Here is a 26,572-nt window from a genome sequence, read left to right as displayed (position 1 = left end):
TCAATGAATGACGAACAAATGAAAAAATTATGCCTAGACTTTCGAATTGGTATGTATCAGCAGGATCTTTCACCACTCTCAGGAGGACTGATGCACGAGATGTTCCGTTTTTCGACGGATACAGGACACTTCGTCGTAAAACGTCTAAATCAACAAATCATGAAGCGGAAGACGGCTCGAGCTAACTTCATTCAATCCGAGGATGTGGCGTCTGCCGCTGCAAAGTTGCTACCTGCGTTGCCGGCACTTCGTCTAGATGGACCGTTGTATGCAGTGGGAGAATCATGCTGTCTCTTGTTCCCGTGGATCGACGGACAAACTTTAAAAACGCAGGACTTATGTCCGATGCATGCAGAAGCCATTGGTAACGTACTAGGTACGTTACATCGAGCGGCGATTGAAACGACGCCGTCGATTCCTTCCGCTTCATCTGAGTATGTTCCGATTGATTGGAATGGTTTTCTTCAACAAGGACAAATGCAGAATAAGCGGTGGTCAAGACAGTTGGGGGAACTGGTGCAGCAACTACGAGCGATCGAAGCGGATGTATGCCGCTCGATCAAGACGTTAGGGAATGACTGTGTCATCAGTCATCGTGATCTTGATCCGAAGAATGTCATTTGGACAACAACCGGACCGGTCGTTATCGACTGGGAGTCTGCCGGACCGATTCATCCGATGCTCGATCTTTTCGAAACCGCCTGTTATTGGTCAAGCCGGGTGGATGGCACACACGATGCAGAACGTTTTTCTTCGTTCTTAAACGGATATGCAACGACGAATCAAGTACTCGATGTCGATTGGCACAGTGTCATCGACCGCAGTGTCCACAGCAAGCTTGACTGGTTAGTCTTCAATCTCGATCGTTCACTGGACAAGACAGGTTCCGGAGCAGAACAGAGACTTGGAACGGAGCAAGTCATTCAGACGCTTACAGAGTTAAGACGGCATGATCGGGAAAAATGGTACGACTGGCTACAAACGATAGTATGAAGAGAGGCTGACTCAAAAAAAGAATGACGCGTCTTTTCACGCCCTTGCCTCTGGCTTGTTTGTCTCTGATAGCGCATAAATGCGCTTATTCCTGTAGGAGTGGCGTGTGACGCGTCATTCTTTTTTTACGAGATAAGGGTGGCAGATCAGGAATCTGCCACCCTTATCTTTGGAGAGACTGACTTTTGAGTCAGCCCCCTTTTCTTGGAGTACATCACGCTTGTTGGGGTGAATTACCAGGTTCGATTTGTCCGCCAGGAAAATTCCAAACGTTTTCTCCTCGCGCTACATACTGTCGTACCATCAGTACGTTTCCGTTTACTAATATAATTGCTTGTGAAATCATGATTTCACTGTAAAGGATTGAATCAACTGTTCGATTGTCTCTTGCGGTGTTCGGAGTGGAACATATCCGAGTTGTTTGATTCGTTCGTTCGAGAAAGTAGCGCGTTCCGCAGAACGCTTCGGTGTTCGGTATGGCGTGCCACTCGCATGGATCAACTTCAACCGAAAATCCGTCTCCGGTAGATTCGCATCGATCGCATTAAAGATGTCCCCATTATGCGCATTTTTTGCTGAGATCATGATCATTTCGACTAGATTATCCGTATGTACCCACGGGACGACATCGTCCGAATGCACCCAGGTAATCACATCTGCTTCTTTCATCCGCTCGACCTGTCGATCCCCCCAGTAGGACTCTTCCTCGGCACAAATTGATCCTGGACGTAAGATGATTAAATCAGAATCGGGTGTATATTCCTGTAACAGGCGTTCGGATTCCTGCTTTGTATGGATGTAGACATGTTCGGACGGTAGGAGCGGTGACGTCTCTGTAAAATGTCCACTCACGTCTTCGCCGTACACGGAAGTCGTCGAGATGTGAATGATGCGCTTGACACGACCTTTTGTCGCAGCATCCGCGAGATGTCGTACACCTGTGACATTTGCTTCCTGTGCTAAAACTGGATCCTCTCCGAGATAGGCAGCACAGTGAATCAACAGATCGACGCCTTGGAGTGCTGCAAGAAGCGAATCCGGATCACCGAGCTCACCGATGACTGCGTGAACACCTTTAAAAGTATGTTGATCCGCTTGTTCCTTGGAGCGATACAACCCGCGCACTTCACGCGCTTCCTTTAGGATGCGTCGCGCAACACGAGACCCAAGCGTTCCGGTCATTCCTGTAATCAAAATTGTGCTCTCTTTCAGGTTCATGGCTGCTTACCCCTTTGACTCTGTCTTTTCAGCGAAACATTTGTCACAAATAAATCGTCCTTCGCTTTTTAGGTACGCCTTCACTTCCGTCATCCCGCGATGTTTTGGATAGCGCATCTGAATGTAAACCTTTTCGTTTCCTTCGATCGTTTTGCCACAATGAATGCATGTCGGTTCTTTACCAAACATCCTATCGCCTCCTATAATCTATTATCTTCTACCTTATCGTAAAGGAAAATTAAGGGTGTTGGAAGAATAAAGTAAAAAAGGAATCCAAAGGAGGATGTCTATGATCTTCATTGCTATTTTTCTCGCCGTCGGTGGAGTCGTCTGGTTCATTTCAGCGCGCAGTCAGTCGAAACATCGTTCGCTCGACGATCAGGAGTATACGCTGAACCAGCACGACGTCCATCAGCAACAAAATCATCGTGATTTTTGAAGGCATGTCAAGGAGCATCCGGTCGATTGACTGGATGCTCCTTTTTAGTGATAAATCAATTATAAGTATGGAATAAAATGTATACTAGAATAAGGTGAAAGGAGATGTGAACGATTTTGAAGAAATCTCAACTGGATACAGATAATGTCTTGCACGTTCAGGACGTGAAGAGTTGGATTCACTCTATTCTCGAATCGGAAGAGTCGTTGATCAAACAAAAAATCACGTATCTCCAAGACGTGACAGACTCGGACGCAACTAATACATACGAACAAGGACGTCAGCAGCTATCAGACAAACTTGATACGTTAAGACGTTCGGTAAAAATGAATTTTATCTCGCGCGGCGATGTCACGCTACGAACGCGAGCACACTTTGAACAATCACTCAGAGCGACGCCCGTGACGGAAGAGGAAGCACGTCTCATCCAAGAGTATCTCCGGATTGAGGCAACGATGATGACACGAGCAGGGGAAGTGGTTTCTGATATCTATGCCGCCTTATTTGATGCAGATGAGCCGACACGGAAACAAGCATTCTTATCGATTGAGAAAGCGTTCCGGACGAATGAATCTGTCATTCAACGATTATTGTCGCAACTCGTCGACTTGCGACAAGCGCGTGCTTCTGCAAGTTATCAGTCGGGATACGAAGAATTGGCTTTTGCGGAGCTCGGACGTATCGATTATACAAGCAAGGATGTCGATCATTACGCCAGCATCATTCAAACATATTTTCTGCCGGTTAAACAGTTATTTCAGCTCGAGCAACAAACGTTTCTTGGCAAACAGGCGCTCCATCCGTGGGACGTCCGGCAATCAGCCTATACGCAGATTGATCATCACGTAACCGGTTCTGACGCTTCATTCTTAGACAAGGCACAAGCAATCCTCGAGAATGTTCATCCGTCTTTTGCTGATCTCCTAAAAGAGATGCGCCAAGCGAATCATCTCGATATCGGAGCCAGGTCGAATAAGGCTGGTGGTGGATTCTGCGAGTATTTACCCGTCGAACGACAATCGTTCTTGTTCATGAATCGCATGCAGACGTTCGATGATCTCGTCATCTTCATGCACGAGATGGGGCATGCCGTCCATCATGATGCGATGAAAGAGACGTATGATGGGCTTCAACTGATTCCGCTCGAAGTAGGCGAATTCGCCGCCATGTCGCTTGAATTGTTGACGATGAACGAGTGGCATCAAGTGATTTCAGATCGAAAAGACGTTGCCCGAGCGAAACTCGAACAAATTCGTTCCATAGTGGAGTTTTTGCCACAAACAATCATCGTTGATCGTTTCCAGTCCTGGCTCTATGCTCACCCGGAACATCTGCCGGAAGAACGACAAGCTTCTTTTGCGCGTCTCCGGGAGACGTATGATACGGACGTCATCGATTGGTCGGAAACGCCTAATTGGAAAGGACTCGAATGGATGAGTGTCATTCATCTCTTTGAGACGCCATTCTATTACATTGAATATGCGATCGCCCAAATTGCTGCTCTTCAGTTGTATCACCGTTTTACAAAAGAGCCTGACCAAACGATGAAGGACTTCCTTGCAGCTTTAGCGCATAGTCAAACCCATTCGGTTCAAGACGTTTATGCGAGAGCGGGTGTGTCATTCTTACCAAGTGATGTGGAAATGAGTGAGTTGCTGGCATTCCTAGAAGGTCAAATCGAAGCTTGGATAAATGAGTTGAATCAATCAGACGACGAAAATGTTAAGAAAAGAAGGTCTTAATCCAGAGCGACAGATGTACAAAACGATAGGAGGATGAACATGAACACACGAAAAAATATCGTTTATGCGACATTATTCAATGCCACAGGCAATCAATTATTGATGGTCGAGAACCGTGGAGAGCACGGTGACTACTATACACTGCCGGGTGGTACAGTCGAACGTGACGAAACGTTACATACGGCAATCACGCGTGAAGTACTAGAAGAGACTGGATTTACTATTATTCCACGTGACATCGTCCATGTGGCAGAAGCATTCTTTCCGCAAGCGGGGGAACATTGTCTCTTTTTCTTCTTCGCGGGAGAAATCACTTCCGGTCAATTGCAGACGAATGTTCCAGAAGAAATTTCCGGACTCGTCTGGATGGACCGTGAAGAAGCGTTCAAACACCTCAATTTACCGGAAGCGTCAAAAGAATCGCTCTTTGCTGGTCGAACGGTACCCTATGATTTTGCCGGAGAGATCATTCATTCGTAAGGAAGTGTTCCCTGACGTACTAAAGCGACTGATTTTCGGGTACAACACTACAGGAGCATTACCCGAAATTTGCAGAAAGTCAGGTGAACACACAGTATGTCGATTCTTACGTTTCACGAAGTCAGCTATCAACACATCTTACACGAAATAACAGGTGAGTTCCGAGAAGGTGTCATCACGACTCTTGTCGGACCAAGTGGTGCCGGGAAATCGACGACCTTGAAGCACATCAATGGACTGATCTCTCCCGATCGCGGCGAAATTTGTTTTCGAGGCGAACCACTTGAACAGATGAATCTGCTCGATGTCCGCAAACGAATCGGGATGGCGTTTCAAAGTGCGCCGATGATTCCCGGTACCGTCTACGATAATATCAATTTGCCGAAATCGATCTTCGGTGAATCGTTGCCGCGCGAAGAAGCAGAACGCTTGCTGCAACAAGTCGAACTATCGGTCGAACTTGAGCGACCGGTCAAAGATTTGTCCGGTGGTGAACGGAGCCGACTCGGAATCGCACGGACACTCGTCAATCGACCGGACGTCCTGTTGCTCGACGAAATCACGGCAAGTCTTGATTACCGCATGGTGCAAGAGATTGAGAAACTGATTCTTGATCTCCAACAGGAGTTACAGACGACGATCATTTGGATTACGCATGACTTAGAGCAAGCCAAGCGGGTCAGCGACGACGTCTGGTTTTTAAAAGACGGTCGATTGATCGAATCCGGTGATTTTAAAGAACTCGCTTCAAGTGGTCAAGCAGAGACACAAGCGTTCTTGAAGGGGGAAACGGTATGAGTTACCTCCAACTGGCAACTTCGCTCATCTTCATTTTGATCCCCCTCGTCTTAGCGAGGACGTTACGGCTTGGTTTAGAAAAGGACATCATCATCGCAACCGTTCGATCGATCGTGCAACTCTTGATCATTGGTTACATTTTGACGTTCGTCTTTGAAAGCGGCAGTCCGATCTTCATGTTATTGATGATTCTGTTGATGATTGGTGCAGCGACACTGAACGTCATCCGTAAAGGGGACGGGATTCCTGGTATTCAGTGGATCATCTTGTTCACACTGATTGCGGTTGAAGCATTGACGATGGGGATTTTGCTCGGGCTACAGATCATTCCGTTCGAAGCCCAGCAAGTCATTCCGATTAGTGGGATGGTCATCGGGAACTGTATGATCTTGTCCTTATTGTTTCTCAATAAGTTCAAGGACGAGGTTGAACGGAGTGACGAGGTCATCGAACTGATTCTTTCACTTGGTGGAGACGCGAAGACAGCGATTGATACGAGCTTAAAAGGTGCGATCCGGACAAGTATGATTCCAACGATTGAAGCGCAAAAAACGATGGGGCTCGTCCAACTGCCAGGGATGATGAGTGGGTTGATCATCGGTGGCGCCGATCCGATGGAAGCCGTCCTCTATCAACTATTGATTCTATTCCTGATCTTGACGACGGCCGCGATGGCATCAGTCCTCGTTGGTTTTCTATCCTACCGGCGACTGTTCAATGAAAAAGCACAATTCATTGGTTTAACCTATAAGAAAAAAGACACATAAGGAGTACGATATGCAGACTTATCCGATTACAGAAGCCGACCTGCAACTGGTCGAACTAGCAACCGAAACGATTCAAAGTCGTTACGCTGACGATAAACATCACGTCGCAGCTGCGTTGCGGACAAAAGATGGCGCAACAAAAACGGGTGTTCATGTCGAAGCGTATATCGGACGGGTGACGGTGTGCGCGGAAGCCATCACGATTGGTTCCGCCATCACGGATGGATTGACGGATTTTGAGACGATCGTCGCGGTCCGACATCCTTATTCGGATGAGACGGACCGAACAATCCGCGTCGTCAGTCCGTGCGGCATGTGTCGCGAATTGATTTCCGATTATGCACCGGGCGCATTTGTCCTCTTGACGATCGACGATCAGTTGACGAAAGTCCGGATCGCGGATTTGATTCCATTGAAATATGTCCGACAGTAACCAGTAACTCCTCATCGTTTTGATGAGGAGTTTTTTTGCATTTACTTCTAAATAATCCTTATTATGGTTATGATAAAGACGGAATAATTAAGGAGGGATGTACGTGTCAGCTTTATTAGAAGTCGAACGATTATCAAAAACCTACATACGTGGAACGGAGACGATCCATGCATTGAAGCAAGTCAGCTTTACGTTAGAGGAAGGAGGGTTCATCGCCATCATGGGCACGAGTGGCTCAGGGAAAAGTACACTGTTGAATATCCTGGGAGCGCTTGACACGCCAACCGGCGGAACGTTGACCTTAAAAGAAAAACGGCAACGCGACATCTTCACTGAACCTGCAGCGACGTTATACCGACAACAGCACATCGGCTTCATCTTTCAATCGTTTCACCTGCTCGATGATTTGACGGTCCAGGAGAATATCGCTTTACCGTTGATGTTGAAGGGAATGGATGACAAAACGATCAATCAAGAAGTAGAGATTTGGCTCAAACGAGTCGGACTGACGAAATGGAAAGGTCATCGACCACAAGAGTTGTCGGGTGGACAACAACAACGTGTCGCGATCGCGCGTGCCTTGATCAGTCGACCACCGATCATCTTAGCGGATGAGCCGACGGGGAACCTCGATTTCAAAACATCTGCTGAAATCATGCAGTTATTGCAGGAACTCAATCGGGAACAACAGACGAGCATCCTGCTCGTGACTCACGATGCAACCGTAGCTGCTCATGCGAAACGTGTACTGTATTTCCATGACGGACAGATCGTTGCTGATCAGCCGTCGACCGGAGACGTGGCGCCGATCTTAGAGACATACGAGCAGTTCGTGGGGGCTGTATGAAACGACGACACCTCTTCCGTCTTTCCCACCGACTGTACCGTAAAAGTCCGATGATTCTAGTGACCTCAATCGGAAGCGTCATGATTTCGATTGGTCTCGTCTTAACGATGGTCATTTTTTTACTACATAATCAAGCCGCAATCGAGACAGATCGTGTACAAAAATATGGTCAAGTCGATCTGACGGTCAAATATACACCAGGAGACGAGCGGACGGATCAGTCCGTGTTTGAGCAACTTGAAAAGAATCAAGGTGTCTCGCGCGCAGCGTCGATCCTACAGACGACAGCGCGCGTTGCTGGTCAAACGATGGCCGACGTGGAGACGATGGGAGTTCATTCGGACGCCCTGACGAAAAGTCGGTATCATTTCACGAATGATTTGAAACAGGGAGAAGCGATCATGTCAGATCGACTCGCGACGGCGCTTAACCGTAGTGTCGGGCAATCGCTTCGCGTCGGAGAAAAGACGTATCGAATCCGTGAGATTTTACCTAGTGCGAAAACATCTGAAGCTTCGCACGATCAAGTCTTGCTTTCGTATGCTGATCTGAAGAAGAATCATCCAATCGAAACGAAAGCAGTCTTGGTTGATCTGAAAGAAAAGACAGATGCCGTTCACTATGCCGATAGACTCGTCAAAGCGAATCCGAAGCTCCGTGTTGAACTTGCGGAAGGACAGGCGCTCTCACCGGCGCTGAACGGCTACATCACAATCCTATCAGTACTGATCCTTGTCGTCTCCGGCTTCATCTTGATAGCGAACTTCGACTTATATTTACGCAAACATGCTGTCCAATTTGCCATCATGCGGACGCTTGGGGCGACGACACGGCAACTGTTTCAGCTGTTCTTCGTTCAATCTGGATTGATTGTATTAGCGGGCACGATGCTTACGATTCTAGGCAGTATTTGCTTACCGTTACTCGGTCAACTCGTATGGCCGACAGAGGGGAAAATGATCGTCCTCCTCATGATTGAACAGGGAGCGTTCTTGATGCTCGTCACGTTCGGTAGTGCCTTGTTGATTTTGATGTTGCTCGCGAGTACGGCTTACCGAAAACGGGATGTGTTACCACTCCACGTCTTACGAGATAATCTGAAAACGGCAGCAAGACCGACCCGACGAAAACGTCTCGCCCTGTTCAGTAGTGGATTGACTGGCAGCTTAGTATTATTTGCTGAAGTGATTGCTAGTACGGGTGGGTCACGGGCGATCGCCTGGCTCGGTGCAACCGTCGCCTTTTTACTGACGATGTATCTCGCGACGCCACTCCTCTTGAAGGAAGTGCTGCATCGAGCGGAACCGATCGTTCGACGGTTAGCGGGACCGACGAGTTTCGTCGCCTTCCGGGGCGTGTTACCGCAACTTCGGAAAAATGCCTGGTTGATGCTGATCGTTCAAGTATTGATGATCATCGTCGTCATCGGCTCGACGTTCCTTGAGACGGTGCAACAAAACGAGCGGAAATACATCATCAGCCAATATAAGACAGAAGTCGTCTTAAAGAGTCGTTTAGATGAAGGATCGCAAGGAGACCCGCTACAATTGATTCGACAAATTGAAACGGAGCTACCTGGCGCAAAAGCGACATTCCTGTCGTCTCGAAATTCACTCGAATATCAATTGCCTCAAGAAGATGTCTCGATCGAATACGAAGTGACGGACTATCGTCGTCTTGACGTTTTAAAGGGAGAACAAACGAGTGACACAGAGGGAATCATCGTCTCACGTACCTTCGCTAAAAAACACAGTCTCGAAAAAGGCGATACGTTGCCGCTCGGGCGATGGGACGGGGAACAAGAACGAAGCGTTTCGGTCGGTCAATTCCGAATCGTTGGAATCGAAAAGAAGATGGCACCAGACGTCCTCGTGGATTGGCGGAACGAGCAGCTGCGGCAACCGAACGATCAGATCTTAAATGTCTTTATCGATGTTTTGTCCGAGTTAAAGAAGGCGCAAGTGACCAAAACATTATCAGAGATCACGCAAAGTTATCCGACCTTGCAAGTGAATCGACTATCTGACGCGCTTCGCGATGCGGAGCAACAAACGACGGAACGCTGGTTTGTCTTCTTGATTGCGCTTGTCGTCATGAGTGGATCCGTCTGGTTCGGACTTGCGAACGCCCTACTTAGTTTCGTGAGTGGAAAACGAGGTGAGTATGCCTTGCTACGAACGATTGCATTGACACGGAATAAGCTCCGGCAGTTGACACTCATTCAAATGCTCTTGTTCATTGGGAGCGGCATCACCTTTGGACTGATCAGTGGTGTCGGGGCGACCTTCTTCGTGACACGGATTGATGACGCAGGATCATTTTACTTCAATGTACCGACGATTGCCGGAACCATTGTCGGTTTGGTAGTACTTATCATAGGCATCGCGTGGTTCGTCACCCGAAGAAAGCAGGAAAACCTCGTTCACGAATTGAAACAGTAAGCAAGGGCAAGTGAACCGGGGGGATCGAAATGCGAAAAACGATCGGGGCGATTCTATTACTCGTAGTGATTAGCGGTGTCGGCTGGTGGATGATTGCAGATGAACGGGATGCGACCTATGAACAGATCATTGAAGTGCAAGTCGTTCGACACGTGACGAAGCAGTTCGGACGCGATGATATCGCGTCGGTCAAACCGTACTTTGTAGCGTCGGAATCATCGAAATCACGACGGCATCAGATTGCCGTTCAGCTGAAGTCGGCACCGACGGGAGAATACCGGATGTATCGTGTACTTCAAAATAAAGTCGAGTACATCGGACGATCACGGACCGTTCGACCGAATTAATAGAAGACGTCATATCCGTTTGGGGGAATATAGGTGAAAACAAAAGCCGAACGCATCGCGTTCATTCAAGAAGAAAAGCGTCAACTCGTCAAATCCCGTTTGTACAGCTCGTTGCTGTACGGCGTCAGCATCTTATTGGTCGTCGCCAATCGGGACGTGTACTGGCCATTGTTCTTTTTACTTGTGGCATCGGTCTGGATTGCGCGGATTCACTCGCAAGAAGTCGAACGTGATATGGCATTAACGGTAGAACCACAGATGAAGAAAATCATTCAATGGCAGTATGTGACCGATTTTTTGTTCGTCATCTTAATGGGACTGTTCTTCCCACTGATCATCGTCTTCGATTTACCGTTTTTCCTAAGTTTTGCCGTCTATGTCGTGCTTGCGATTGTTTTGCTCGTATCTGATATGTTGCTTGAACGAAACGGAAAACGTCTCGATGCTGAGCATCCAACGAAGAAGGAACTGCGGACGTATCCGAAGTCGTGGAAAAACATCTAATCCATGGAGCCGGTCGATGAACCGGCTCCTTTTTGAGCATTCCGATCGCTTCAGCGTGTTTGACTACCGTATGATGGAAGGGCACATGAAGAAGGAGGTCCTCGTATGCTTGCAATCATCATTGGATTCATCATCGGTCTGCTCGTACCGGTTCAAACGAGTGTCAATACACGACTACGGGGCGTCGTGGGGTCGCCGTTCCTCGCTTCGCTGATTTCCTTTTCGATCGGCTCACTCTTCTTACTGATTCTCGTGTTGCTCGTTGATGGGAATCTCACAGGTCTTACGGCTACTGCCGATGAACCGTTCTGGATTTGGGGTGGGGGACTGCTTGGCGTCATCTATTTGACGGGGAACATCCTGCTGTTTCCGCGACTCGGAGGTGTCCAAACGGTCATCATGCCGATTTTCGGTCAAGTCATCATGGGACTGTTGATCGATCATTTCGGATTGTTTGAGTCAACGGTCACTTCACTCTCGCTGACACGAGTCATCGGCGCAGTGCTTGTGTTACTCGGTGTCGTCGGGACGGTCGCGCTAGGTGATTATTTCGCACGACGGCGGAAGAAACAGGGAGCATCATCAGAAAATTCGTTGTTTGTCTGGCGTATTCTCGGGATTCTAACCGGTATGATGAGTGCTGCTCAGACGGCCATCAATGGTCATCTCGGAAGTGTTCTCGGGTCAGCCGTCAAAGGGGCCTTGATTTCGTTCGTCATCGGAACGGTCACCTTGCTGCTCTTGAATCTGATCCTCCGAACGAAGTGGCACATCGATCGTGCGCAACCACTCCCTGCTTGGATCTGGATCGGAGGATTGATCGGTGCACTGTTCGTTGCCGGTAATGCTTTCATCGTTCCACTCGTTGGTACAGGACTCGCCGTCGTCATCGTTACGATTGGTTTATTGACCGGCAGCCTATTGATTGATCGTTTCGGTTGGTTCGGTGCAAAAAAACAACCGATCACCGGTGTGCAAATCGTTAGTCTGCTTGTCATGCTCAGTGGCATCATCCTGATTCGTTTATGAACAAACAGACCGTCTTGCACGTAGGAGAATCTACGCGCAAGACGGTCTGTTTTTAGTCATTCTTTAAATCAAGTTTGACCGTAATCGTTTTCGCGAAGCTATCCCCTGAGACGAACAGCACGAATTCTGTCTCATCTGCCGGTACTTGATAGACGAGGTTGACGTGTGCCTTGCCCGGGGCGACGTATTTGAGTCCTTGTTTCCAGGTTTTTTCGTTCTTATTTTCATAATCAATCGGTTCATAGACTCCACTGACTCCCGTCAGACGGAAACGATTCGGATGGTAGAAGCTTTCTTCACCGATTTCTTGATAAAGTGGGTCTTGATAGAATGTCGGTACCGTGATGTATTGGTAGCCAGCTTTTTCTTTTAATTTCAAGGAGGCGGGCGGTTGCTTCAATAACTTGCCGACCCAAAAACTTGTATCTTTGACGACGGGGTCTCCCGGGAACGTCTTGATGACGCCTTTTGCCATCGTTTCTTCAATCACACCGGAATCTTGTTTTTCTGTTTTCTTGAGCGTTCTCTTCGATCCTGTCACACCATCTGTTATCTTACTACCTGTCGTGATGACCTTTGGTGCTTGAGCAGTCGGTGTCTGTTCAGCCGGCGATTCATTTGTCGCAAATAGGAACAGCGATAAGACACCGACGAATAGCACGGCACCAATCGTTGAGAGGGCCAGTTTGAAGCGACGCTCCGTTTCTTTGGAATTGGCGCTGACACTACTGATCGCTGCGTTCGGAACGATTCGGACAGCGCGCTGAGCCGGTAAGACGGCTCCGATGATTCCGGTCAAGAGCGGAATCAGAATCGTGGTAGTCAAGAACCCGAGTTCTGACGTCGGGAATTGACGGTAGACTTGCCAAATCATCGCCAGTGCAAAGAGAAGACCGACAATCCCGGCGAGTAGTCCCGTCAACAAACCTTCTAGTAAGACAAGTCGACGAATGAGTCTGTCTTGCCAACCTGTCGCCTTTAAGACGGCGAGTTGACTGCGACGTTCATTGACGTTTTGCCAAAGAATTTCCGTCGTTGTCAAGATGGCAATCAAGAGGGCGACGCCCATCGCGACATAATGCATCGTGCCGACTTCTAAGGCGACATATTCACCGAGCCACGTGGCATATAAGACTCCTTTCAGACGGAATGTCACGAACAGGAAGAAGATGAACAGACCCGTCGGTAAGGCAATCGCGATGATGGAAAGAAGCGTTCGTTGCCAGTACGTGAAGAGTTGGTTCATGCTCATGCCAACAATCGATTGCGAACGTACAAATCGCCGCGAACGTGAGACTTCCCCAGAACGCATACTCTCATAGGGTTTGATTCTTCGAATCAACATCATCGGCACGAGCGTACCACCCCAGTAGATGAGTAAACCGGCAAGTCCGATTAGAAGAATCCGACCTAGTGCAATCGGATGGTCCGTCGTCAACCAAAACGTGCCGAGAATCGTCCAGGCGATTAGCGCGACGAGAGAGCCGAGTAGCGTCGCTTCAAGGAATAGCAGTTTCGAGAGCTGACGGGGGCGCCAGCCGAGTGATAAAAGAATCGCGAACTCTTTTTTTCGTGCATACAGCAGGATGATGTTCGAACTAAAGACATAGACGAGTGCGACCGCGATGACGCTAGCGATGACACCAGACATGCCGACTTTCGCTTCCTGGAAAATCGTCATTGAAGAACCGAGCTTAATCCACGGTTGCTGCACCCAGCCGAGTGCTGATTTTTTTTCTAGACCCGGTAAGTAAGTCAATGCGAGTTGCGGTGACGAACCGAGCGTGATGTCCGTGATCAAACCAGTCTTATCCTCGATTTCGCGAGCGACATCTTGGAGTTTTTGTTCACTCGCGGCATTCATCTGATCGACACCTTTGACGTTGACACGAATGACGGAAATCGCTTTTTCACCGCGAATCTTAAAGGCAGCATCGAGCGTCGTCAACATCGAAGGTGGCTTCGTCAAGAAATCATAAGCGTCGTTCGTCGGCTTGACGTCCTTGACCGGATTGATCGGTCGATCGTTTTTGTCCATGACCCATTGCGCTTTTGCTGGGAAGTAGGTTTCCATCGGTAATTCGGTTAACGGATCCTTTGATAAATTCAGTTTTTTCGGATTGAAGACACCGATATAGTTCAAACGAATCCGCGGCCAATCGTCACTTGTATTTCCGAACATCCGTGCCTCCCGATACATCGTCCGTTTCGCAAGTAAGGAATCAGGATTGACTTTTTTCGGTTCGACCTGATAACTGAATGGCCAACGCGAAGCGAAAGGGCTTGAAATCGTTTGGTAACTGATTGGTGACGGTTTGAGGATCAGCCACTCGGAGCTACCAGAGGGTAATGTCGGAAAGGAGTCGGTCATGATTTGCTGGATCAACTTTTTCTGAACGTCTTGTGTCGTGACGGAGTAGGTTTTTCCAGGACGATCCGTCGTCTTTAACGTTTTTAAATATTTTTCGCCGCCCCGTTTCGTTACATCTCGAATCGTCTCCTGAATCGAATCATCAATGAGGGGGAGATCCAGCTTTTCGTACGTATACGTTCGTGATGCGTCGACATACTCGCGCTCGTTCATTAATATCGGAAGCTCGACCGTTCCAAGTTCCGGATCGACGATGTTTGCTGCGTCCTGTTCGTTAAAATAACGGCTATGTTTGCCGTTGACTGTCGCATCATCGAGTCCGATCAAACGGGCTTCTGCCTCGGGATCAATTCCGGCAATCATCGTATCGCTCCCGAATTCGAGCAAAGGTTCTTCGCCGAGCGCAGCAGGTGAGACACCGGCGATGGTGGCGTTCTCATCTGGTGTCCAACCAGCGGCGAGATAGCTGATGGAGGAATATTTTTCGACGTTCAGTCCGGTGTTCTGTTTGTCCGTGATCGTCAACTTATAGACTCCGTAATCATCAAAACGATGCGTCCCGACGTTCGCTCCTGTCGCATGATTTCCAATCATCGCGATTGGAGCGGCGACGTCGACATCTGTAATGGCTTGAATCGTTTTGTATTGTTTCATCGTGATCCCACCGTCAAGACCACTCATATAGTTCGGTTCGAGTAGTTTGAGGTCTTCCGTCACGCTCCGGCTGTTCGGTGGACGAACGACGATATCGTAGGAAGATTTCCAGCGTTTTTGTAACTCGTCAACGACCGTACCGTTGTTCGCTTGCGTCGTGCCGATCAAGTAACTCAGTCCAGTACTGACGACGAGTACGCCGACGAGTAAGAGGATGAATCGTTCTTTATTGCGCCACCAAGAATTCCAAATGAATCGTAGCAAGCTCTTCACGTCCTTTCATAACATCCTATGTAAAAAGCGCTTACACAATCATGCAAGCGCGGCAGTTCATAACTCGATCTTGATCGCATGTGTTTTCGGGAACGCGTCGGAATCTGCGAGTAAGACGAACGTTTTCGATTTGTCCGGTACTTGATAAACGAGGTCGATTTGAGCACGTTGCGGAGCATAATACTGATGACTGTTTCGCCATGCTTTCGGATTATGGCTGACATAGTCGACGATCTTGTATTCGTTACCCTTACCGTCATTTAGAACAAACAAGTTCGGTTTGTAGATGCTGTATCCTCCCACGGTCTCAGTCGTATCATGTAGGACGAGTGGTACGGTTACGTAGCGGTAACCCGTTTGTTCTTTTAGCTGCAATTCTTTTGGGGGAGAAGCTAAAAGTGCTTCAGCACGAAAGGACTTCTTTTTTAGTTGCGGATCCCCGGGATACGTCTTAACAGTTCCTAATTCCATCAATTCTTGAATCGATTGGACACGATCTTCGGTTGTTTCATTGACACCAGCTAATTTCGTTTGCGATGAGACGCTGACGGGCTGATCCTGATGCGAAGACCAGTACCAACCAGCACTACCGACTAGGACAAGAGACGTTACAAGCACAGGAATCGTTTTACGAAAACGCAGCATGAAAACACTCCTTTTCGTTGAATTGTCAGAATAGTTATACAAAATATACTATTTACAAGGAATGGAAACAAGCGGTAAGACAAAAAATGGGATAAAAGCCAGGAAACGATTCCCGATTTGATGAAATGAGGTAAACTATAGAAAACACGCATCCAGCATCATGCTGCGTCGGAGGGAGGAAAATAAATGAATCAAGCTGACATCGAACAGCGATTACGAGAGGACTCAGAAGTGCAGCTCATGCTGACCATCGCGGAACGACTCGATTTACCGGATTGGTGGATTTGTGCCGGTGTCCTTCGTTCGAAGATTTGGGGCATTGATCAAAACGCACAGTCTGACATCGATATCGTCTATTTTGACCCATCGGATATTTCTGAAGCGACGGAAAAAAGACATGAGCGTCAATTGTGTAAATGGCTTGATTTACCGTGGTCGGTCAAGAATCAAGCACGGATGCATCTCGTGAATGAGTTGCCACCGTATGCATCAGCGCAAGATGCAATCTCACAATTCCCTGAGACCGTCACGGCAATCGGCGTAACGAGACGACCCGATTTTGAACTCTATCTTCCATACGGTGCAAGTGACTTTACTCATCGGATCATTCGACCGACCCCTTCTTTTCAAGTTGGTACCGACCGTCATTCGATTTTTCAGCGACGAGTGATCGAAAAAGGATGGCAAGACGACGTAAGTCTACATATATGTCCATGAAACAAGAAGGAGCTTATGTGATGAAACGAATCAGTTATAAAAAAACGATACCGCTTATACTAGTAGGACTCCTCTGTATCAGCGGGTGCGCACCGGAAAAGAATGTCGAGGTGAAAGAAAAGATTCACGTTGATGGTACGAGTTTGTTCGACAGTGGCTCCTATCCGACTGCTGTAGAGACGGCCGAACATCAGTTTAAATATGACTTGAGTGACAAGTCCACCTATACGTTAAAGCAAGACGATTTTCGAGTGGACGCTAAATTCGGTGACTATAATTTACTGCTAGCAAGCGTCATCGATGGACGATTCGATTCGCTGATGATTTATGAAAAGAAGTCGAACTGGATGTTAAGCAGTTCGATGGATCTCATTCGGGATCAATCCACGAAAGGCGAGTCAATCGAAGGGAGTCTAGCGTGGGAAGGAAACAAGAAAAAAATGGCGACGAAACTTGTCACGAATCGTCATTACACGGTGATTGAGACACGACTGAAAAGTGAGCAGATTCCGGCACGATTTGGAAAACGGGTACGTACCATCAACGGATTGAAGGTACACGTTCAAAAGCAAGGGAGACAGCTCAATCTTGCCTACCAAAACGGAACAGACGTGATGTGGATCGTCAGTGATCGACCGGAAGAGACAACCATGCGGTTGATTCGGAAATCACCAGACAGTCCGATTGACTCGCTTCTCACCGAGTAGAAAAAAAGAATGACGCGTCTTTTCACGCCCTTTCCTCAGGCGAGACACAAGACTCGCTTACCTGCTCTATTCAAGCAGGTAAGCGGATCTTGTTTGTCTCTGACAGCGCAAAAATGCGCTTTTTCCTGTAGGAGTGGCGTGGAACGCGTCATTCTTTATTTACGCGATAAGGGTGGCAGATGATTATTCTGCCACCCTTATCTTTGTAGAGACTGACTTTTGAGTCAGCCCCCTTATACTTACGAACGATAGACGGACTTGAGGTAATCCGCGATACGTTGCCAAGCCTGAAGCGCCGCGTCTAAGTCACCGTGGTGTGTAAAGGCATGCGCTTGACCGGCGAATTCCTGGTGTTCAACAGCGACACCTGCCGATTGAAGGCGTTTTGCATACTGCCGCGCCTCCTGCGCCAGCGAGTCGTGCTCCGCCGTCAGGACGAGCGTCTGTGGTAACGCATTGAGTTGAGCCGCATAGAGTGGCGAAGCGAGGTGGTGGTATGCGTCTTCCGATCGCGCGATGTACATCGCATTGAACTGCCGGGCTTGTTCGACCGGAATCGCCTCCTCAAAGAACGGTTTATCCGCTGGATCCGTCGCGAGATCAAGCGGAGGGTAGTCCAGAATTTGAGCGATGAGCGGCACAGGATCTGTCTGCTCAGCGTTCCGTAACGATACGGCAGTCGCAAGATTGCCACCGGCACTATGCCCTCCGATTGCGATGCGTGAAGCATCGAGGCGTAACGTATCAGCATGTTGGAAAATCCACTGAACGACCTCATAGGCGACGTGGACCGGAACAGGAAATGGATGTTCCGGCGCTAACGGATATTCAATATTCAGAACATGACAGTTGGCGGTCTCAGCGAGAAACAGATTCCATGGTTCATCCATCTCTGGCGTTCCGGTGATGAAGCCACCACCATGGAAACTGATGAATCCAGGTAGCGGTTCTACTGCATCAAGCGGTGAGTGGCACAGCACTCGGATATCTCCGACTGAAGTCGGCACGTGTAGCGTAGTCGTGGTCGCTTGCGGTGGATGAGGAGGTGTGACTTGAGGACGTTCCTCATCTGAGCGGATTTGTTTGGCAAGGTCAATCATCTCTTGGCGATTCATCGAATTCCTCCTTTAGGTCTATCTTCATCATACCGAACGGATTGGTGAATTTCTCTTCTGGATTCGTTTTCTCTAGTTGCAGGAAAAAGCAGCCAGAGTTTGATACACTTTTGAAAGAAACTAGAAATCGAAAGGATGGAATAGATGCCAACACTTTACATTACGCGTCATGGCGAGACGGAATGGAACTTAGAAAAACGAATGCAAGGCTGGGAAGACTCTCCTTTGACAGCAAAGGGCAGGCAAAATGCGCGCGATCTTGGTCACCGCTTACGTGAAGTTCATCTGGATCATCTCTACATCAGTCCGATTGGTCGCGTCCGAGAAACAGTTCGAATGATGGATCTTGATCCGGCGATTCCGGTCACCATCGACGATCGATTGCGTGAAATGCACATGGGAGCCTGGGAAGGGCGGACGGCGGCAGAAATTGAAGTCGCGCATCCACTTGCGCATGCTGCATTTTGGCAAACGCCGCATACCTACATACCGGAGAGTGGAGAATCCTTTGACGCGGTCCGCGAGCGCATTCTATCGTTTTTGGAACGACTGGCAGATCATGAAGAAGACGAAAACATCTTAATCGTCACCCACGGTATCTTCCTTAACATCTTGCTGACATGTCTTCAACGTAAGCCGTTCGCGACCTTATGGGATCCGCCGTTCATTCATGGAACGAGTTTGACGATCGTTGAATACAGGGATGGGGAAGCCGTGATTCGATTGGAAGCTGACATGTCGCATGTCAAAGCGGACTAAAAAAACGGCGGACTTTTCTCGGTCCGCCGTTCTCCTTATCGTGATTTCGTCAAATAGATCAAAATTGCGCCTTCTTGTTTTCTGACCTTTAGGTGAGGAGAGGATAACGTGTCGACTGAGCGACCGATGATCGATTCTCCTGTCGTATAGCGTTTGAGGAGTAAGGGATAGAATGAAACATTCGTCTGTTTTTGATCATTGAATTGACCGCTGTCAGTCTGGACGTTTTGAGGTAAGGTATAGACCGTTTTCGTCTCAGGAATACCATTCTTCGCATCAAGCGAATAGGTGAAGGCATGCGAATCGTTAAGTAGGTTCAAATCATACGTCAACTGGAATGGCGTACGATCATATGTACCGGCAGAAATCGATTTGTCGATCAGCACCTCTGGTGGTTCTGTATCGTCAAATTGGACCGCCTTGAGCTCGAGCGGGCGATCGAGTGTACCAGTTAAGAAAAATGTCTGCTGTTGCTGCGACTCGTCCTTTGCGGTAGAGGGTGTGATCGAAAAATGAAGACTTCTTGATCTTGACGGTTTCTTTTGGAAGGATGGTTGCTTCCATTGTGCAACCAGCAAGCAAGAAGGGAAGGGTGAATAGGAGCGCATATTTCATGACGTGTTCCTCTTTTCCGTAGTCATAGTGAATCGGGATGAAATTGAAATATTCAAAAAATTAGAAATGACACCTAGATTATACCAACAATGTTCTTGCTAAATAAAGGAGGAAATCATGAAAGGCAAATGGTTATTAGCAACCGTCCTGCTCGTCGGTTGTGCCTCGACGGGGGAAGAGGCCGAATCGACGGCAAAATCGTTATACGTCGCACCGAACGGCAGTGATAAAAATACTGGCATGTTGAAGCATCCGTTTAAAACGATTCGACAGGCGACACAAAAAGCGACTGCGGGTACGACGGTCTACTTGCGAAAAGGAACGTATCACGAGAAGCTGAACGTTAGACAGAACGGAACGAAAGAACGCCCGATCACCTTCCGAAACTATCAAGACGAGCAGGTCACGTTAAGCGGGAAAAACATCAAAGATCAGGACGCAACCTTACCGATCGTTCAGGTGCAAAATCGAAAATATGTGACAATCCAAGGACTGACGATCGAAGCCGTTCAGTCGAAACGGTCGGATGCGACACCGATCGGCATTTTGGTCACGGGATCAGGATCTAACATCACGTTGAAGAACAATACGGTTCGCCAGATTAAGACGCTCGCGAAAGATGGGGATGCCCACGGCATCGCCGTCTACGGAACGGGAGCGATTCGTCACCTGACGATCACCGGTAACCGAGTCGAGCAGAATCGTCTCGGTTTCAGTGAAGCCCTCGTCTTAAACGGAAACGTTAAACATTTCCGTGTGACGAAGAACGTTTTACGGGATAACGACAACATCGGCATTGATTTAATCGGACACGAAGGGATCGCTCAGTCGAAGAAAGACGACTACGTCCGTGAGGGCGTCGTGTCGGAAAATCGTGTCTACCGGACGTCAAGCTACGGGAATCCTGCTTACGGGAAGGAATACAATGCGGCCGGTATCTATGTCGACGGTGGGAAAAACCTAACGATTGAGAAGAATCTCGTCGAAGCGAGTGATATCGGGATTGAAGTGACGAGTGAACATGCCGGACGGTACGCAGAAGATGTCATCGTGCGCCAGAATGATGTACTGCAAAACGTCTACACCGGAATTGCGATCGGTGGGTATGACACGAAGCGAGGCGGTACAAAACGTGTCCGGATCGAGCAAAATCAGCTGATCGGGAATGATACAAAAGGACTCGAGGGTGGTCAATTGCTCGTCCAGCACGATGTCCATGACAACAAAATCATCGAGAACACGTTCGACGGTTCGTTAAGTGTCGCCCATTACTTCAAGACGAGTTCTGGAAATCAGTTTGAAAAAAATACGTTCAAGCATACAAAACGTTTCATGTGGCGCGACGCCTCCTATAAAACGGAACAAAGCTTTCTGAAAGCGGTCCGAAAGGTGGAGTGAAGATGAAGTTATCGGAGCGACTCCTAGCTTACTGGATCCGGATTCCGAGACGCTGGCGGCTTGCAGCGTTGACCGCCTTAATGTTAACGATTTGGACAGTGGAAGGCGTTCGGTTTTTAACAAGTCCGGCGTTACGACTGCCGACCGTTACCGATGCAATCATCTGTCTCGTTCCAGCAATTATATTGTTTGTGTTATGGAAAACAAAGCGTTCAAAATAACACCTGAATTAATCGATAATAACAAGGAATTCATTTAATCGTCCTCGAAATAGGGAGAGAACTTCAATTGGTAAGGAGGAAGAAAGATGACGAAACTAACGATTCAAGCTGTGATTGACCGTCCGGTCGAGACCGTGTGGGAGATTTGGAACGCACCGGAAGACATCAAACGCTGGAACGCAGCGTCTGACGATTGGCATACGACGGCGTCAACGAATGATTTGACGGTCGGTGGTCAATTCACGAATCGAATGGAAGCAAAAGACGGTAGCATGGGGTTTGATTTCACGGGTACATACGAGACAATCGTTCCTTACGAACGCATTGTGTATGTCCTCGAGGATGGTCGTCAGGTGACGATTGATTTCTCTCGGAACGGGGAACAGACTGAAGTCATCGAATCGTTTGATGCCGACACAAACAACCCGCCTGAGATGCAACAAGCGGGCTGGCAGGCGATCCTTGATCGGTTCAAGGCGTATGCTGAGTCGAAGTAAGTCGTTCGCTTCGTAACTTCCGACCACGGCGATCCGTCAGGGCAGGAATACCGCCGCTCTCATAGCGCCGGACCCAGTTATACAATTGTTGATACGACACATCATGCCGTCCGGCGATGCGTTGGTAGTCCTTTGCGGCCGCCAAACAATCGAGGACGGCATTCATGCGTTGTTCAAGAGTGTTGGTGGACATGAACGTTTTCCTCCTCATTGAATCGCCCTGGATTCGTCCACGGCATTAAACTAGTGCACATACAATCGATGGAAGCCATTGAATCAAAGAAAAATTGACGCGTCTCCTGTTGATTCGTTTTGACGATCAGTCGTTTTTCTAGCGTTGGTAAATGCACGAGAAACGAAATCTGATATTCAATAGGCTGCGAGTGAATGGTGGTAGATCGTTTTTGTAAGTGGATAGCTGCTGAATTTGCAGTGATGTATAAGACGTGTCGATTCCATTCCTCTTCGTTGAAAAGTGAATCCATCATCGTGATAAAAGCTTGACCGGAAATGAAGTTCATCGGACGACCTCCTTTCTTATAATGTGTATATCCTGTACATGTTTTTCGAAAACCTATATTTCAAATATTACAAAAAACCACCTCCAAAAGAGAGGTGGTTAACGTTACCCTGCCAGTGCAAGCATTTGGACGAACGCGACGTCCGGATCCGTCGTCTCGAATCGGTTCAACCAATCCTTGAAGTCGCCTTCATACAAAATACGACCTTGATGAAGGAAGATGACATGGGCATCGGTATGCAATAGATCGTGTAATTGATGCGTCGAGAAGAGGCACGTTTGACCGTTTGCTGTCATCTGCTCGAAGCGTCGCATGATATGGAGGCGGGTTGCCGGATCAACGCCACTTGTCGGCTCGTCAAAAATGTAGAGCGAACGCGGTACTGTCGTCAACAGGGTGACGAATAACCATTTCTTTTCACCAGCGGACATCTTACCGATTTTCATTTCCCACAGATGAGCGAATAGATCGAGTTCTCGCGGTTGTTTCAGATGACGCGTATAGGTCTCTTGTTTGCGATATGCTTTCAGACGGGCGAGCCGACCGACGAAGACGGCGACATCCTTGCCCTTTAATTCATCCGAGTAATAGATGAATTGCGTCAAATAGAGAATGTCCGAGATATCGGGTAAGTCCAGTTCTCCGGACGTGATCGGTAAGGCACCGGTCATGCAATCAAACAGTGTTGTTTTCCCGGCACCGTTCATCCCGATCAAGACGTTCAATTTTCCGGGAATGAGTGAAAAGGAGACATCGTGTAACAGGTCAGGTGATTTCGGATAGTTGAAGCGTATATGTTGGACGTGCATCTGAGTCCTCCTATCGGGTCAGCAATGACATGAGATTAAAGCGTTTGACAGAGAGTAGACCAAGTAACAGATAAACGACGAGTACGACGGTCAAGATAAGTAACGATGCTCCCGTAACGTGCTCAGAGACGGCGAGACCAAGTGTTTTCATGACATAAAAAGGATTCAAGTAACTGTACCAGCGATCCGGTTGGCTATTCGCGAACAAGAACAGGGGATACATGACGATGTTGATCAATGTCGACATGCTCGAAATCTTTGCTGGAAGCATCGTCAAGGCAATGCTTGCAAAAGCAAGCGGGATGCTGAGCAACAAGACGAGATAAGCGAGTAACAACGTCAAAGGTGAGAAGTAGCCGAATACGAGCATCAGGATCGTCGTAAAGACTGTCAAACTAACGGCTGCAAACACGAGCTGAACGAGTACGAGTGCGAGAATACAACCAATCTTACTACCGGAAATCATGATATACGTCTTCATCAAACCATGTTCCCGCATCCGGGCAAGTTGGAGTCCGATGCCATTTACGTAAATCGAAAGTGAGATATAGCCCCAAAAGAGCGCAAGGAACGAGAGGAAACTGTTCTCGGTGAAGTCCAACCGTGACCCGAAGACAAAGGCGAGAATCAACGGGAAAATCAACGACCAAAAGACCGGAATCTTATCCGTCAGCATGATTTTTAAGTAGAGTATGAAGTAGCTAGGAATCGAATACATATGTGCCTCCAATCAGTCTGTCGAATCAAGCTTATATTAAGTATACGTTTAAAAATGGGAAATAGTTCCGTTGAAAAGAGCTTAAGAATCACCTGAAATCAAACGATGTAACGCATCGACAACAATATGGGGGACATCCTGTTGAATGAAGTGCCGGCTGTTTGGAACTTCGATCAACAACCCTTGGATCGACTGTGCAGCAGTTTGTCGTTGCAATTCGTGCCACAATAGTTGCGCCTCACGCGAATAATGATCCTTTTTACCAGCAGACAAAACAACGACTGGAAATGGGTAGAGGATATCAACGTTCGTCGCTTCAATACTCTCTTTAAAATCTTCGTATGTACATTCGAGCGTGAATTGTTTTTTGTATATGGATTGGAACGTGTTTGGCATCACTGGTAAGAAGCGTTGAATATAAGACTCTGGTGTTGCATCGATGAGCAATAGACCTTTTATTTCACTTGGATATTGCGATGCAAATTGTCGAACTAACGTGCCGCCATAGGAATGACCCACAAGAATAAAGGGTGGTTTGAGAGATAAGGTATCGATCAAACGGCGAAGGCGATTCACGCTCTGGCGACTAGTCTCAGAATCATGCTGCATACTACCACCGATGTTCGTACGGTCATACATCAAGATCGTTCCAAGTCCTTCAACTTGATCCATGATTGGTTGCCAGGTTGAAAGATCTTGTCCATATCCATTTTCAAAGATAAACGTCGGTTGATCGGAAGTTCCGAGAATCAGACGATAGTGTAACGTCGTTTCAGGTAACATCATGAAATCGAAAGACATATGATTCCTCCTATTCTAGTGGGAATAAAAGTAAGAATAACAGAAACGCACAAATATTGTAAACTGAAGCAAAGGACAGGAGGTACGATGATGGACTATTTATTAACGTCCGGTGGGATACAGAATCCATCGATTCATAAAGCGTTACGCGAGATGCTCAGAAAACCGATTGAGGAATGCCATGCCATTGCGATCACGACAGCTTCCTACGCATTAGCAAGAGGAACGGACCTCGCTGTCAACTTCATTCAAGGAAAAGATGAGGCACCAATGGTCGATTTAGGATGGAAGTCAGTCGGTTTGTTGGAATTATCAGCGGTTTCGGTGATTGATCCAGCAATTTGGCATCCAGCGGTCGAACAAGCAGATGTCATTCTCGTTAACGGCGGGGATCCGCTATTTCTACATCACTGGTTCGTCGAATCGGGCTTTGATCGACTGTTACCGAATCTGACCGGTGTTTATGTCGGGATGAGTGCCGGTAGCATGGTGCTTACGCCACGAATCGGAACGGATTTCGTTGGGTGGAAAAAGACGCCGGAGCAATCGGACGCAACGCTCGGTCTCGTTGATTTCTCAATCTTCCCGCATCTTGATCATCCGCAATTACCAGACAATCACTTACAAGCTGCCGAATCATGGGCTGAGACATTGACGAATCCAGCGTACGCGATCGACGACGCGACAGCAATCCGTGTCATTGGTGCGAGCGTGGACGTGATTTCTGAAGGAAAGTGGGTGAAATGGCGATGACGACAATCTATTTCGTTCGCCATTGCGAATCAGTCAAAGCAGGCAGTGATCAAAGGCGGGGATTAACGGATGCAGGTCAGGCGCAAGCGCAGGAACTTGTAGCGTTTTTTAAAGAGATGCCGATTGACGCGATTTATTCAAGTCCGATGCGACGGGCGGTAGACTCCGTTCGCCCACTTGCTGAGCAACGAGATTTGCGAATCCACGAGGCAGCGTTTCAGGAACGGAATTTTCAGGAAACAGACGAACGTTTATCGCCTGAACGGCTAGAAGAACTGTTGAAGCGATCATTTCAAAATGATGATTACGCGCAAAGTGGTGGAGAGTCGAATCAAATAGCACGTAATCGTGCTCTTGTAGCCATCGATCAGCTACGTAAAACCCACTCGCACCACCGAGTGGTCGTCGCGACGCATGGTCTCGTGTTGGCATTGGTGCTCGAACACTACACAGGACGATCGGCAAATGAGTGGCTGGACGCGATGACGAGTCCAGCGATCCATCAGCTGACTTTCGATGCAGGCGGAAAAACGTCTCATGAACAACTAGTGTAAAAAGATTAAATCTGCCCGCTGAAGATGAAACCGAGAAAGAGCAGTAGTACCACACCGAGCGGAACGGCACAGGCGAGACTGACGTATTTGAGGACTCCCGGTTCGCATCTTTTGATGGCGACGATCCCGAGTCCGATTCCGAACAGATAAATGGCAAGTCCGATCGGTATCGTAAGCATCGAGTTCGGTCCAAACGACCAGTTGAGCGGCGGGAAAATCATAGAGGCGATGAGCAGACCGATCAAACTAAAGAAGATAGAGGCTTTAGCGTATGTCATGTGAGAACTCCTTTTAATTAAGTATGTGAACAAGAATTCGGATTCAAAATGAGAATTCCTGCTTAATTAGATGATTTTCCCGTTTGTCTTTTGAAAGAACGGGAACTATATCTAAAAGATACTATCTT

33 protein-coding genes are annotated in these 26,572 nt (G+C 47.9%); 20 read left to right on the top strand and 13 right to left on the bottom strand.

Going from position 1 to position 26,572, the window contains the following annotated elements; all coding sequences use genetic code 11:
* Window positions 1-3 precede the first annotated feature (3 nt).
* Window positions 4-993, top strand: coding sequence for a phosphotransferase (locus ACZGCQ_RS05700; RefSeq protein WP_481265781.1), 990 nt, complete (start codon window positions 4-6; stop codon window positions 991-993).
* Window positions 994-1,207: 214 nt separating this feature from the next.
* Here ACZGCQ_RS05700 and ACZGCQ_RS05695 read toward each other — a convergent pair whose 3' ends face one another.
* From ACZGCQ_RS05695 to ACZGCQ_RS05685, 3 genes are read right to left on the bottom strand one after another with little or no spacing between them, the layout of a single operon-like run.
* Window positions 1,208-1,339 carry an NUDIX hydrolase gene (locus tag ACZGCQ_RS05695; protein WP_481265780.1) on the bottom strand — a complete coding sequence of 44 codons (132 nt, stop codon included), beginning with the start codon at window positions 1,337-1,339 and terminating at the stop codon, window positions 1,208-1,210.
* Window positions 1,336-2,211 (bottom strand): NAD-dependent epimerase/dehydratase family protein, encoded by an 876-nt coding sequence (locus ACZGCQ_RS05690; RefSeq protein WP_481265779.1) that lies wholly within the window; start codon window positions 2,209-2,211, stop codon window positions 1,336-1,338. Before ACZGCQ_RS05690 ends, ACZGCQ_RS05695 begins: the two co-directional genes overlap by 4 nt.
* 6 nt (window positions 2,212-2,217) lie before the next feature.
* Complete coding sequence (locus tag ACZGCQ_RS05685) at window positions 2,218-2,400, bottom strand: Fe3+ hydroxamate ABC transporter substrate-binding protein (RefSeq protein WP_481265778.1); 183 nt, start codon at window positions 2,398-2,400, stop codon at window positions 2,218-2,220.
* 100 nt (window positions 2,401-2,500) lie between these two features.
* Here ACZGCQ_RS05685 and ACZGCQ_RS05680 point away from each other — a divergent pair, with 100 nt between their 5' ends.
* The 11 genes from ACZGCQ_RS05680 (at window position 2,501) to ACZGCQ_RS05630 (ending at window position 12,038) form a co-directional block, all read left to right on the top strand.
* Window positions 2,501-2,650, top strand: a complete 150-nt coding sequence (locus ACZGCQ_RS05680) for a hypothetical protein (protein ID WP_023468457.1) — start codon at window positions 2,501-2,503, stop codon at window positions 2,648-2,650.
* A gap of 116 nt (window positions 2,651-2,766) precedes the next feature.
* Window positions 2,767-4,392 carry a M3 family metallopeptidase gene (locus ACZGCQ_RS05675; RefSeq protein WP_481265777.1) on the top strand — a complete coding sequence of 542 codons (1,626 nt, stop codon included), beginning with the start codon at window positions 2,767-2,769 and terminating at the stop codon, window positions 4,390-4,392.
* 39 nt (window positions 4,393-4,431) lie between these two features.
* Window positions 4,432-4,872 (top strand): NUDIX domain-containing protein, encoded by a 441-nt coding sequence (locus ACZGCQ_RS05670; RefSeq protein ID WP_481265776.1) that lies wholly within the window; start codon window positions 4,432-4,434, stop codon window positions 4,870-4,872.
* Window positions 4,873-4,968: 96 nt separating this feature from the next.
* Window positions 4,969-5,670 carry an ABC transporter ATP-binding protein gene (locus ACZGCQ_RS05665; RefSeq protein ID WP_481265775.1) on the top strand — a complete coding sequence of 234 codons (702 nt, stop codon included), beginning with the start codon at window positions 4,969-4,971 and terminating at the stop codon, window positions 5,668-5,670.
* Entirely contained in the window at window positions 5,667-6,437 is a 771-nt protein-coding gene (locus ACZGCQ_RS05660; protein ID WP_050677271.1) for an ABC transporter permease, read from the top strand. The genes ACZGCQ_RS05665 and ACZGCQ_RS05660 overlap by 4 nt, the downstream gene beginning before the upstream one ends.
* 10 nt (window positions 6,438-6,447) lie before the next feature.
* Window positions 6,448-6,870, top strand: coding sequence for a cytidine deaminase (locus ACZGCQ_RS05655; RefSeq protein ID WP_481265774.1), 423 nt, complete (start codon window positions 6,448-6,450; stop codon window positions 6,868-6,870).
* Between the two features lie 97 nt (window positions 6,871-6,967).
* Window positions 6,968-7,717 carry an ABC transporter ATP-binding protein gene (locus ACZGCQ_RS05650; RefSeq protein WP_481265773.1) on the top strand — a complete coding sequence of 250 codons (750 nt, stop codon included), beginning with the start codon at window positions 6,968-6,970 and terminating at the stop codon, window positions 7,715-7,717.
* Window positions 7,714-10,158, top strand: a complete 2,445-nt coding sequence (locus ACZGCQ_RS05645) for an ABC transporter permease (protein WP_481265772.1) — start codon at window positions 7,714-7,716, stop codon at window positions 10,156-10,158. Before ACZGCQ_RS05650 ends, ACZGCQ_RS05645 begins: the two co-directional genes overlap by 4 nt.
* Before the next feature lie 29 nt (window positions 10,159-10,187).
* Window positions 10,188-10,505 (top strand): hypothetical protein, encoded by a 318-nt coding sequence (locus ACZGCQ_RS05640; protein ID WP_481265771.1) that lies wholly within the window; start codon window positions 10,188-10,190, stop codon window positions 10,503-10,505.
* A 33-nt stretch (window positions 10,506-10,538) separates the two neighbouring features.
* Complete coding sequence (locus tag ACZGCQ_RS05635; protein WP_481265770.1) at window positions 10,539-11,009, top strand: hypothetical protein; 471 nt, start codon at window positions 10,539-10,541, stop codon at window positions 11,007-11,009.
* Between the two features lie 105 nt (window positions 11,010-11,114).
* On the top strand, window positions 11,115-12,038 hold the full coding sequence (locus ACZGCQ_RS05630; protein WP_481265769.1) for a DMT family transporter: 924 nt from the start codon (window positions 11,115-11,117) through the stop codon (window positions 12,036-12,038).
* 52 nt (window positions 12,039-12,090) lie between these two features.
* Here the strand turns inward: ACZGCQ_RS05630 and ACZGCQ_RS05625 are convergent, their stop codons facing one another.
* Both ACZGCQ_RS05625 and ACZGCQ_RS05620 read right to left on the bottom strand, forming a co-directional pair.
* On the bottom strand, window positions 12,091-15,327 hold the full coding sequence (locus ACZGCQ_RS05625; RefSeq protein ID WP_481265768.1) for an FtsX-like permease family protein: 3,237 nt from the start codon (window positions 15,325-15,327) through the stop codon (window positions 12,091-12,093).
* Between the two features lie 66 nt (window positions 15,328-15,393).
* Window positions 15,394-15,981: a hypothetical protein gene (locus ACZGCQ_RS05620; protein WP_481265767.1), complete on the bottom strand. Its 588-nt coding sequence runs from the start codon at window positions 15,979-15,981 to the stop codon at window positions 15,394-15,396.
* Between the two features lie 186 nt (window positions 15,982-16,167).
* Here ACZGCQ_RS05620 and ACZGCQ_RS05615 point away from each other — a divergent pair, with 186 nt between their 5' ends.
* Both ACZGCQ_RS05615 and ACZGCQ_RS05610 read left to right on the top strand, forming a co-directional pair.
* A complete protein-coding gene (locus tag ACZGCQ_RS05615; protein WP_481265766.1) occupies window positions 16,168-16,698 on the top strand; it encodes a nucleotidyltransferase family protein in 531 nt (176 codons plus the stop codon).
* Window positions 16,699-16,718: 20 nt separating this feature from the next.
* Entirely contained in the window at window positions 16,719-17,405 is a 687-nt protein-coding gene (locus ACZGCQ_RS05610; protein WP_481265765.1) for a hypothetical protein, read from the top strand.
* A 239-nt stretch (window positions 17,406-17,644) separates the two neighbouring features.
* Here the strand turns inward: ACZGCQ_RS05610 and ACZGCQ_RS05605 are convergent, their stop codons facing one another.
* Window positions 17,645-18,520, bottom strand: coding sequence for an alpha/beta hydrolase (locus ACZGCQ_RS05605; protein ID WP_481265764.1), 876 nt, complete (start codon window positions 18,518-18,520; stop codon window positions 17,645-17,647).
* Window positions 18,521-18,664: 144 nt separating this feature from the next.
* On the opposite strand from ACZGCQ_RS05605, the gene ACZGCQ_RS05600 reads away from it, so the two are divergent.
* A complete protein-coding gene (locus ACZGCQ_RS05600; protein ID WP_481265763.1) occupies window positions 18,665-19,279 on the top strand; it encodes a histidine phosphatase family protein in 615 nt (204 codons plus the stop codon).
* Between the two features lie 35 nt (window positions 19,280-19,314).
* On the opposite strand, the gene ACZGCQ_RS05595 is transcribed toward ACZGCQ_RS05600, so the two are convergent.
* The gene (locus tag ACZGCQ_RS05595; protein ID WP_481265762.1) at window positions 19,315-19,857 is read right to left on the bottom strand and encodes a hypothetical protein; all 543 of its coding nucleotides are present in this window, start codon (window positions 19,855-19,857) and stop codon (window positions 19,315-19,317) included.
* A 154-nt stretch (window positions 19,858-20,011) separates the two neighbouring features.
* On the opposite strand from ACZGCQ_RS05595, the gene ACZGCQ_RS05590 reads away from it, so the two are divergent.
* From ACZGCQ_RS05590 to ACZGCQ_RS05580, 3 genes are all read left to right on the top strand, one after another.
* Entirely contained in the window at window positions 20,012-21,292 is a 1,281-nt protein-coding gene (locus ACZGCQ_RS05590) for a right-handed parallel beta-helix repeat-containing protein (RefSeq protein ID WP_481265761.1), read from the top strand.
* A 2-nt stretch (window positions 21,293-21,294) separates the two neighbouring features.
* Window positions 21,295-21,513, top strand: a complete 219-nt coding sequence (locus tag ACZGCQ_RS05585) for a hypothetical protein (RefSeq protein ID WP_481265760.1) — start codon at window positions 21,295-21,297, stop codon at window positions 21,511-21,513.
* 86 nt (window positions 21,514-21,599) lie between these two features.
* Complete coding sequence (locus tag ACZGCQ_RS05580) at window positions 21,600-22,010, top strand: SRPBCC family protein (RefSeq protein WP_058264949.1); 411 nt, start codon at window positions 21,600-21,602, stop codon at window positions 22,008-22,010.
* Here ACZGCQ_RS05580 and ACZGCQ_RS05575 read toward each other — a convergent pair.
* The 5 genes from ACZGCQ_RS05575 to ACZGCQ_RS05555 all read right to left on the bottom strand — a co-directional run bounded on the left by ACZGCQ_RS05575 (window position 21,985) and on the right by ACZGCQ_RS05555 (window position 24,859).
* A complete protein-coding gene (locus ACZGCQ_RS05575; protein ID WP_058713141.1) occupies window positions 21,985-22,203 on the bottom strand; it encodes a helix-turn-helix domain-containing protein in 219 nt (72 codons plus the stop codon). The two genes, ACZGCQ_RS05580 and ACZGCQ_RS05575, sit on opposite strands and share 26 nt — an antisense overlap.
* Window positions 22,184-22,531, bottom strand: coding sequence for a hypothetical protein (locus tag ACZGCQ_RS05570; RefSeq protein ID WP_406747718.1), 348 nt, complete (start codon window positions 22,529-22,531; stop codon window positions 22,184-22,186). The genes ACZGCQ_RS05575 and ACZGCQ_RS05570 overlap by 20 nt, the downstream gene beginning before the upstream one ends.
* Before the next feature lie 104 nt (window positions 22,532-22,635).
* Window positions 22,636-23,340, bottom strand: coding sequence for an AAA family ATPase (locus ACZGCQ_RS05565; protein ID WP_481265759.1), 705 nt, complete (start codon window positions 23,338-23,340; stop codon window positions 22,636-22,638).
* Between the two features lie 10 nt (window positions 23,341-23,350).
* On the bottom strand, window positions 23,351-24,058 hold the full coding sequence (locus ACZGCQ_RS05560; RefSeq protein WP_481265758.1) for a hypothetical protein: 708 nt from the start codon (window positions 24,056-24,058) through the stop codon (window positions 23,351-23,353).
* A gap of 81 nt (window positions 24,059-24,139) precedes the next feature.
* Window positions 24,140-24,859 carry an alpha/beta fold hydrolase gene (locus tag ACZGCQ_RS05555; protein ID WP_481265757.1) on the bottom strand — a complete coding sequence of 240 codons (720 nt, stop codon included), beginning with the start codon at window positions 24,857-24,859 and terminating at the stop codon, window positions 24,140-24,142.
* 90 nt (window positions 24,860-24,949) lie between these two features.
* On the opposite strand from ACZGCQ_RS05555, the gene ACZGCQ_RS05550 reads away from it, so the two are divergent.
* Window positions 24,950-25,612, top strand: coding sequence for a Type 1 glutamine amidotransferase-like domain-containing protein (locus ACZGCQ_RS05550; protein ID WP_481265756.1), 663 nt, complete (start codon window positions 24,950-24,952; stop codon window positions 25,610-25,612).
* Complete coding sequence (locus ACZGCQ_RS05545; RefSeq protein ID WP_481265755.1) at window positions 25,609-26,166, top strand: histidine phosphatase family protein; 558 nt, start codon at window positions 25,609-25,611, stop codon at window positions 26,164-26,166. Before ACZGCQ_RS05550 ends, ACZGCQ_RS05545 begins: the two co-directional genes overlap by 4 nt.
* A gap of 5 nt (window positions 26,167-26,171) precedes the next feature.
* On the opposite strand, the gene ACZGCQ_RS05540 is transcribed toward ACZGCQ_RS05545, so the two are convergent.
* The gene (locus tag ACZGCQ_RS05540) at window positions 26,172-26,444 is read right to left on the bottom strand and encodes a hypothetical protein (RefSeq protein ID WP_058264956.1); all 273 of its coding nucleotides are present in this window, start codon (window positions 26,442-26,444) and stop codon (window positions 26,172-26,174) included.
* Window positions 26,445-26,572 lie beyond the last annotated feature (128 nt).

This window comes from Exiguobacterium sp. HSB13, from assembly GCF_056764755.1.
This window is presented reverse-complemented; position numbering and strand designations above follow the sequence as displayed.

What these genes read in the sequence shown, in the direction of transcription:
- ACZGCQ_RS05610 (WP_481265765.1), top strand. Translation starts at nt 16,719, where the DNA reads ATGAAACGAATCAGTTATAAAAAAACGATACCGCTTATACTAGTAGGA.
- ACZGCQ_RS05680 (WP_023468457.1), top strand. Translation starts at nt 2,501, where the DNA reads ATGATCTTCATTGCTATTTTTCTCGCCGTCGGTGGAGTCGTCTGGTTC.
- ACZGCQ_RS05660 (WP_050677271.1), top strand. Translation starts at nt 5,667, where the DNA reads ATGAGTTACCTCCAACTGGCAACTTCGCTCATCTTCATTTTGATCCCC.
- ACZGCQ_RS05580 (WP_058264949.1), top strand. Translation starts at nt 21,600, where the DNA reads ATGACGAAACTAACGATTCAAGCTGTGATTGACCGTCCGGTCGAGACC.
- ACZGCQ_RS05575 (WP_058713141.1), bottom strand. Translation starts at nt 22,203, where the DNA reads ATGTCCACCAACACTCTTGAACAACGCATGAATGCCGTCCTCGATTGT.
- ACZGCQ_RS05550 (WP_481265756.1), top strand. Translation starts at nt 24,950, where the DNA reads ATGGACTATTTATTAACGTCCGGTGGGATACAGAATCCATCGATTCAT.
- ACZGCQ_RS05695 (WP_481265780.1), bottom strand. Translation starts at nt 1,339, where the DNA reads ATGATTTCACAAGCAATTATATTAGTAAACGGAAACGTACTGATGGTA.
- ACZGCQ_RS05615 (WP_481265766.1), top strand. Translation starts at nt 16,168, where the DNA reads ATGAATCAAGCTGACATCGAACAGCGATTACGAGAGGACTCAGAAGTG.
- ACZGCQ_RS05585 (WP_481265760.1), top strand. Translation starts at nt 21,295, where the DNA reads ATGAAGTTATCGGAGCGACTCCTAGCTTACTGGATCCGGATTCCGAGA.
- ACZGCQ_RS05605 (WP_481265764.1), bottom strand. Translation starts at nt 18,520, where the DNA reads ATGAATCGCCAAGAGATGATTGACCTTGCCAAACAAATCCGCTCAGAT.
- ACZGCQ_RS05655 (WP_481265774.1), top strand. Translation starts at nt 6,448, where the DNA reads ATGCAGACTTATCCGATTACAGAAGCCGACCTGCAACTGGTCGAACTA.
- ACZGCQ_RS05565 (WP_481265759.1), bottom strand. Translation starts at nt 23,340, where the DNA reads ATGCACGTCCAACATATACGCTTCAACTATCCGAAATCACCTGACCTG.
- ACZGCQ_RS05600 (WP_481265763.1), top strand. Translation starts at nt 18,665, where the DNA reads ATGCCAACACTTTACATTACGCGTCATGGCGAGACGGAATGGAACTTA.
- ACZGCQ_RS05540 (WP_058264956.1), bottom strand. Translation starts at nt 26,444, where the DNA reads ATGACATACGCTAAAGCCTCTATCTTCTTTAGTTTGATCGGTCTGCTC.
- ACZGCQ_RS05630 (WP_481265769.1), top strand. Translation starts at nt 11,115, where the DNA reads ATGCTTGCAATCATCATTGGATTCATCATCGGTCTGCTCGTACCGGTT.
- ACZGCQ_RS05545 (WP_481265755.1), top strand. Translation starts at nt 25,609, where the DNA reads ATGACGACAATCTATTTCGTTCGCCATTGCGAATCAGTCAAAGCAGGC.
- ACZGCQ_RS05640 (WP_481265771.1), top strand. Translation starts at nt 10,188, where the DNA reads ATGCGAAAAACGATCGGGGCGATTCTATTACTCGTAGTGATTAGCGGT.
- ACZGCQ_RS05700 (WP_481265781.1), top strand. Translation starts at nt 4, where the DNA reads ATGAATGACGAACAAATGAAAAAATTATGCCTAGACTTTCGAATTGGT.
- ACZGCQ_RS05560 (WP_481265758.1), bottom strand. Translation starts at nt 24,058, where the DNA reads ATGTATTCGATTCCTAGCTACTTCATACTCTACTTAAAAATCATGCTG.
- ACZGCQ_RS05570 (WP_406747718.1), bottom strand. Translation starts at nt 22,531, where the DNA reads ATGAACTTCATTTCCGGTCAAGCTTTTATCACGATGATGGATTCACTT.
- ACZGCQ_RS05685 (WP_481265778.1), bottom strand. Translation starts at nt 2,400, where the DNA reads ATGTTTGGTAAAGAACCGACATGCATTCATTGTGGCAAAACGATCGAA.
- ACZGCQ_RS05590 (WP_481265761.1), top strand. Translation starts at nt 20,012, where the DNA reads ATGAAAGGCAAATGGTTATTAGCAACCGTCCTGCTCGTCGGTTGTGCC.
- ACZGCQ_RS05620 (WP_481265767.1), bottom strand. Translation starts at nt 15,981, where the DNA reads ATGCTGCGTTTTCGTAAAACGATTCCTGTGCTTGTAACGTCTCTTGTC.
- ACZGCQ_RS05650 (WP_481265773.1), top strand. Translation starts at nt 6,968, where the DNA reads ATGTACGTGTCAGCTTTATTAGAAGTCGAACGATTATCAAAAACCTAC.
- ACZGCQ_RS05670 (WP_481265776.1), top strand. Translation starts at nt 4,432, where the DNA reads ATGAACACACGAAAAAATATCGTTTATGCGACATTATTCAATGCCACA.
- ACZGCQ_RS05665 (WP_481265775.1), top strand. Translation starts at nt 4,969, where the DNA reads ATGTCGATTCTTACGTTTCACGAAGTCAGCTATCAACACATCTTACAC.
- ACZGCQ_RS05555 (WP_481265757.1), bottom strand. Translation starts at nt 24,859, where the DNA reads ATGTCTTTCGATTTCATGATGTTACCTGAAACGACGTTACACTATCGT.
- ACZGCQ_RS05645 (WP_481265772.1), top strand. Translation starts at nt 7,714, where the DNA reads ATGAAACGACGACACCTCTTCCGTCTTTCCCACCGACTGTACCGTAAA.
- ACZGCQ_RS05690 (WP_481265779.1), bottom strand. Translation starts at nt 2,211, where the DNA reads ATGAACCTGAAAGAGAGCACAATTTTGATTACAGGAATGACCGGAACG.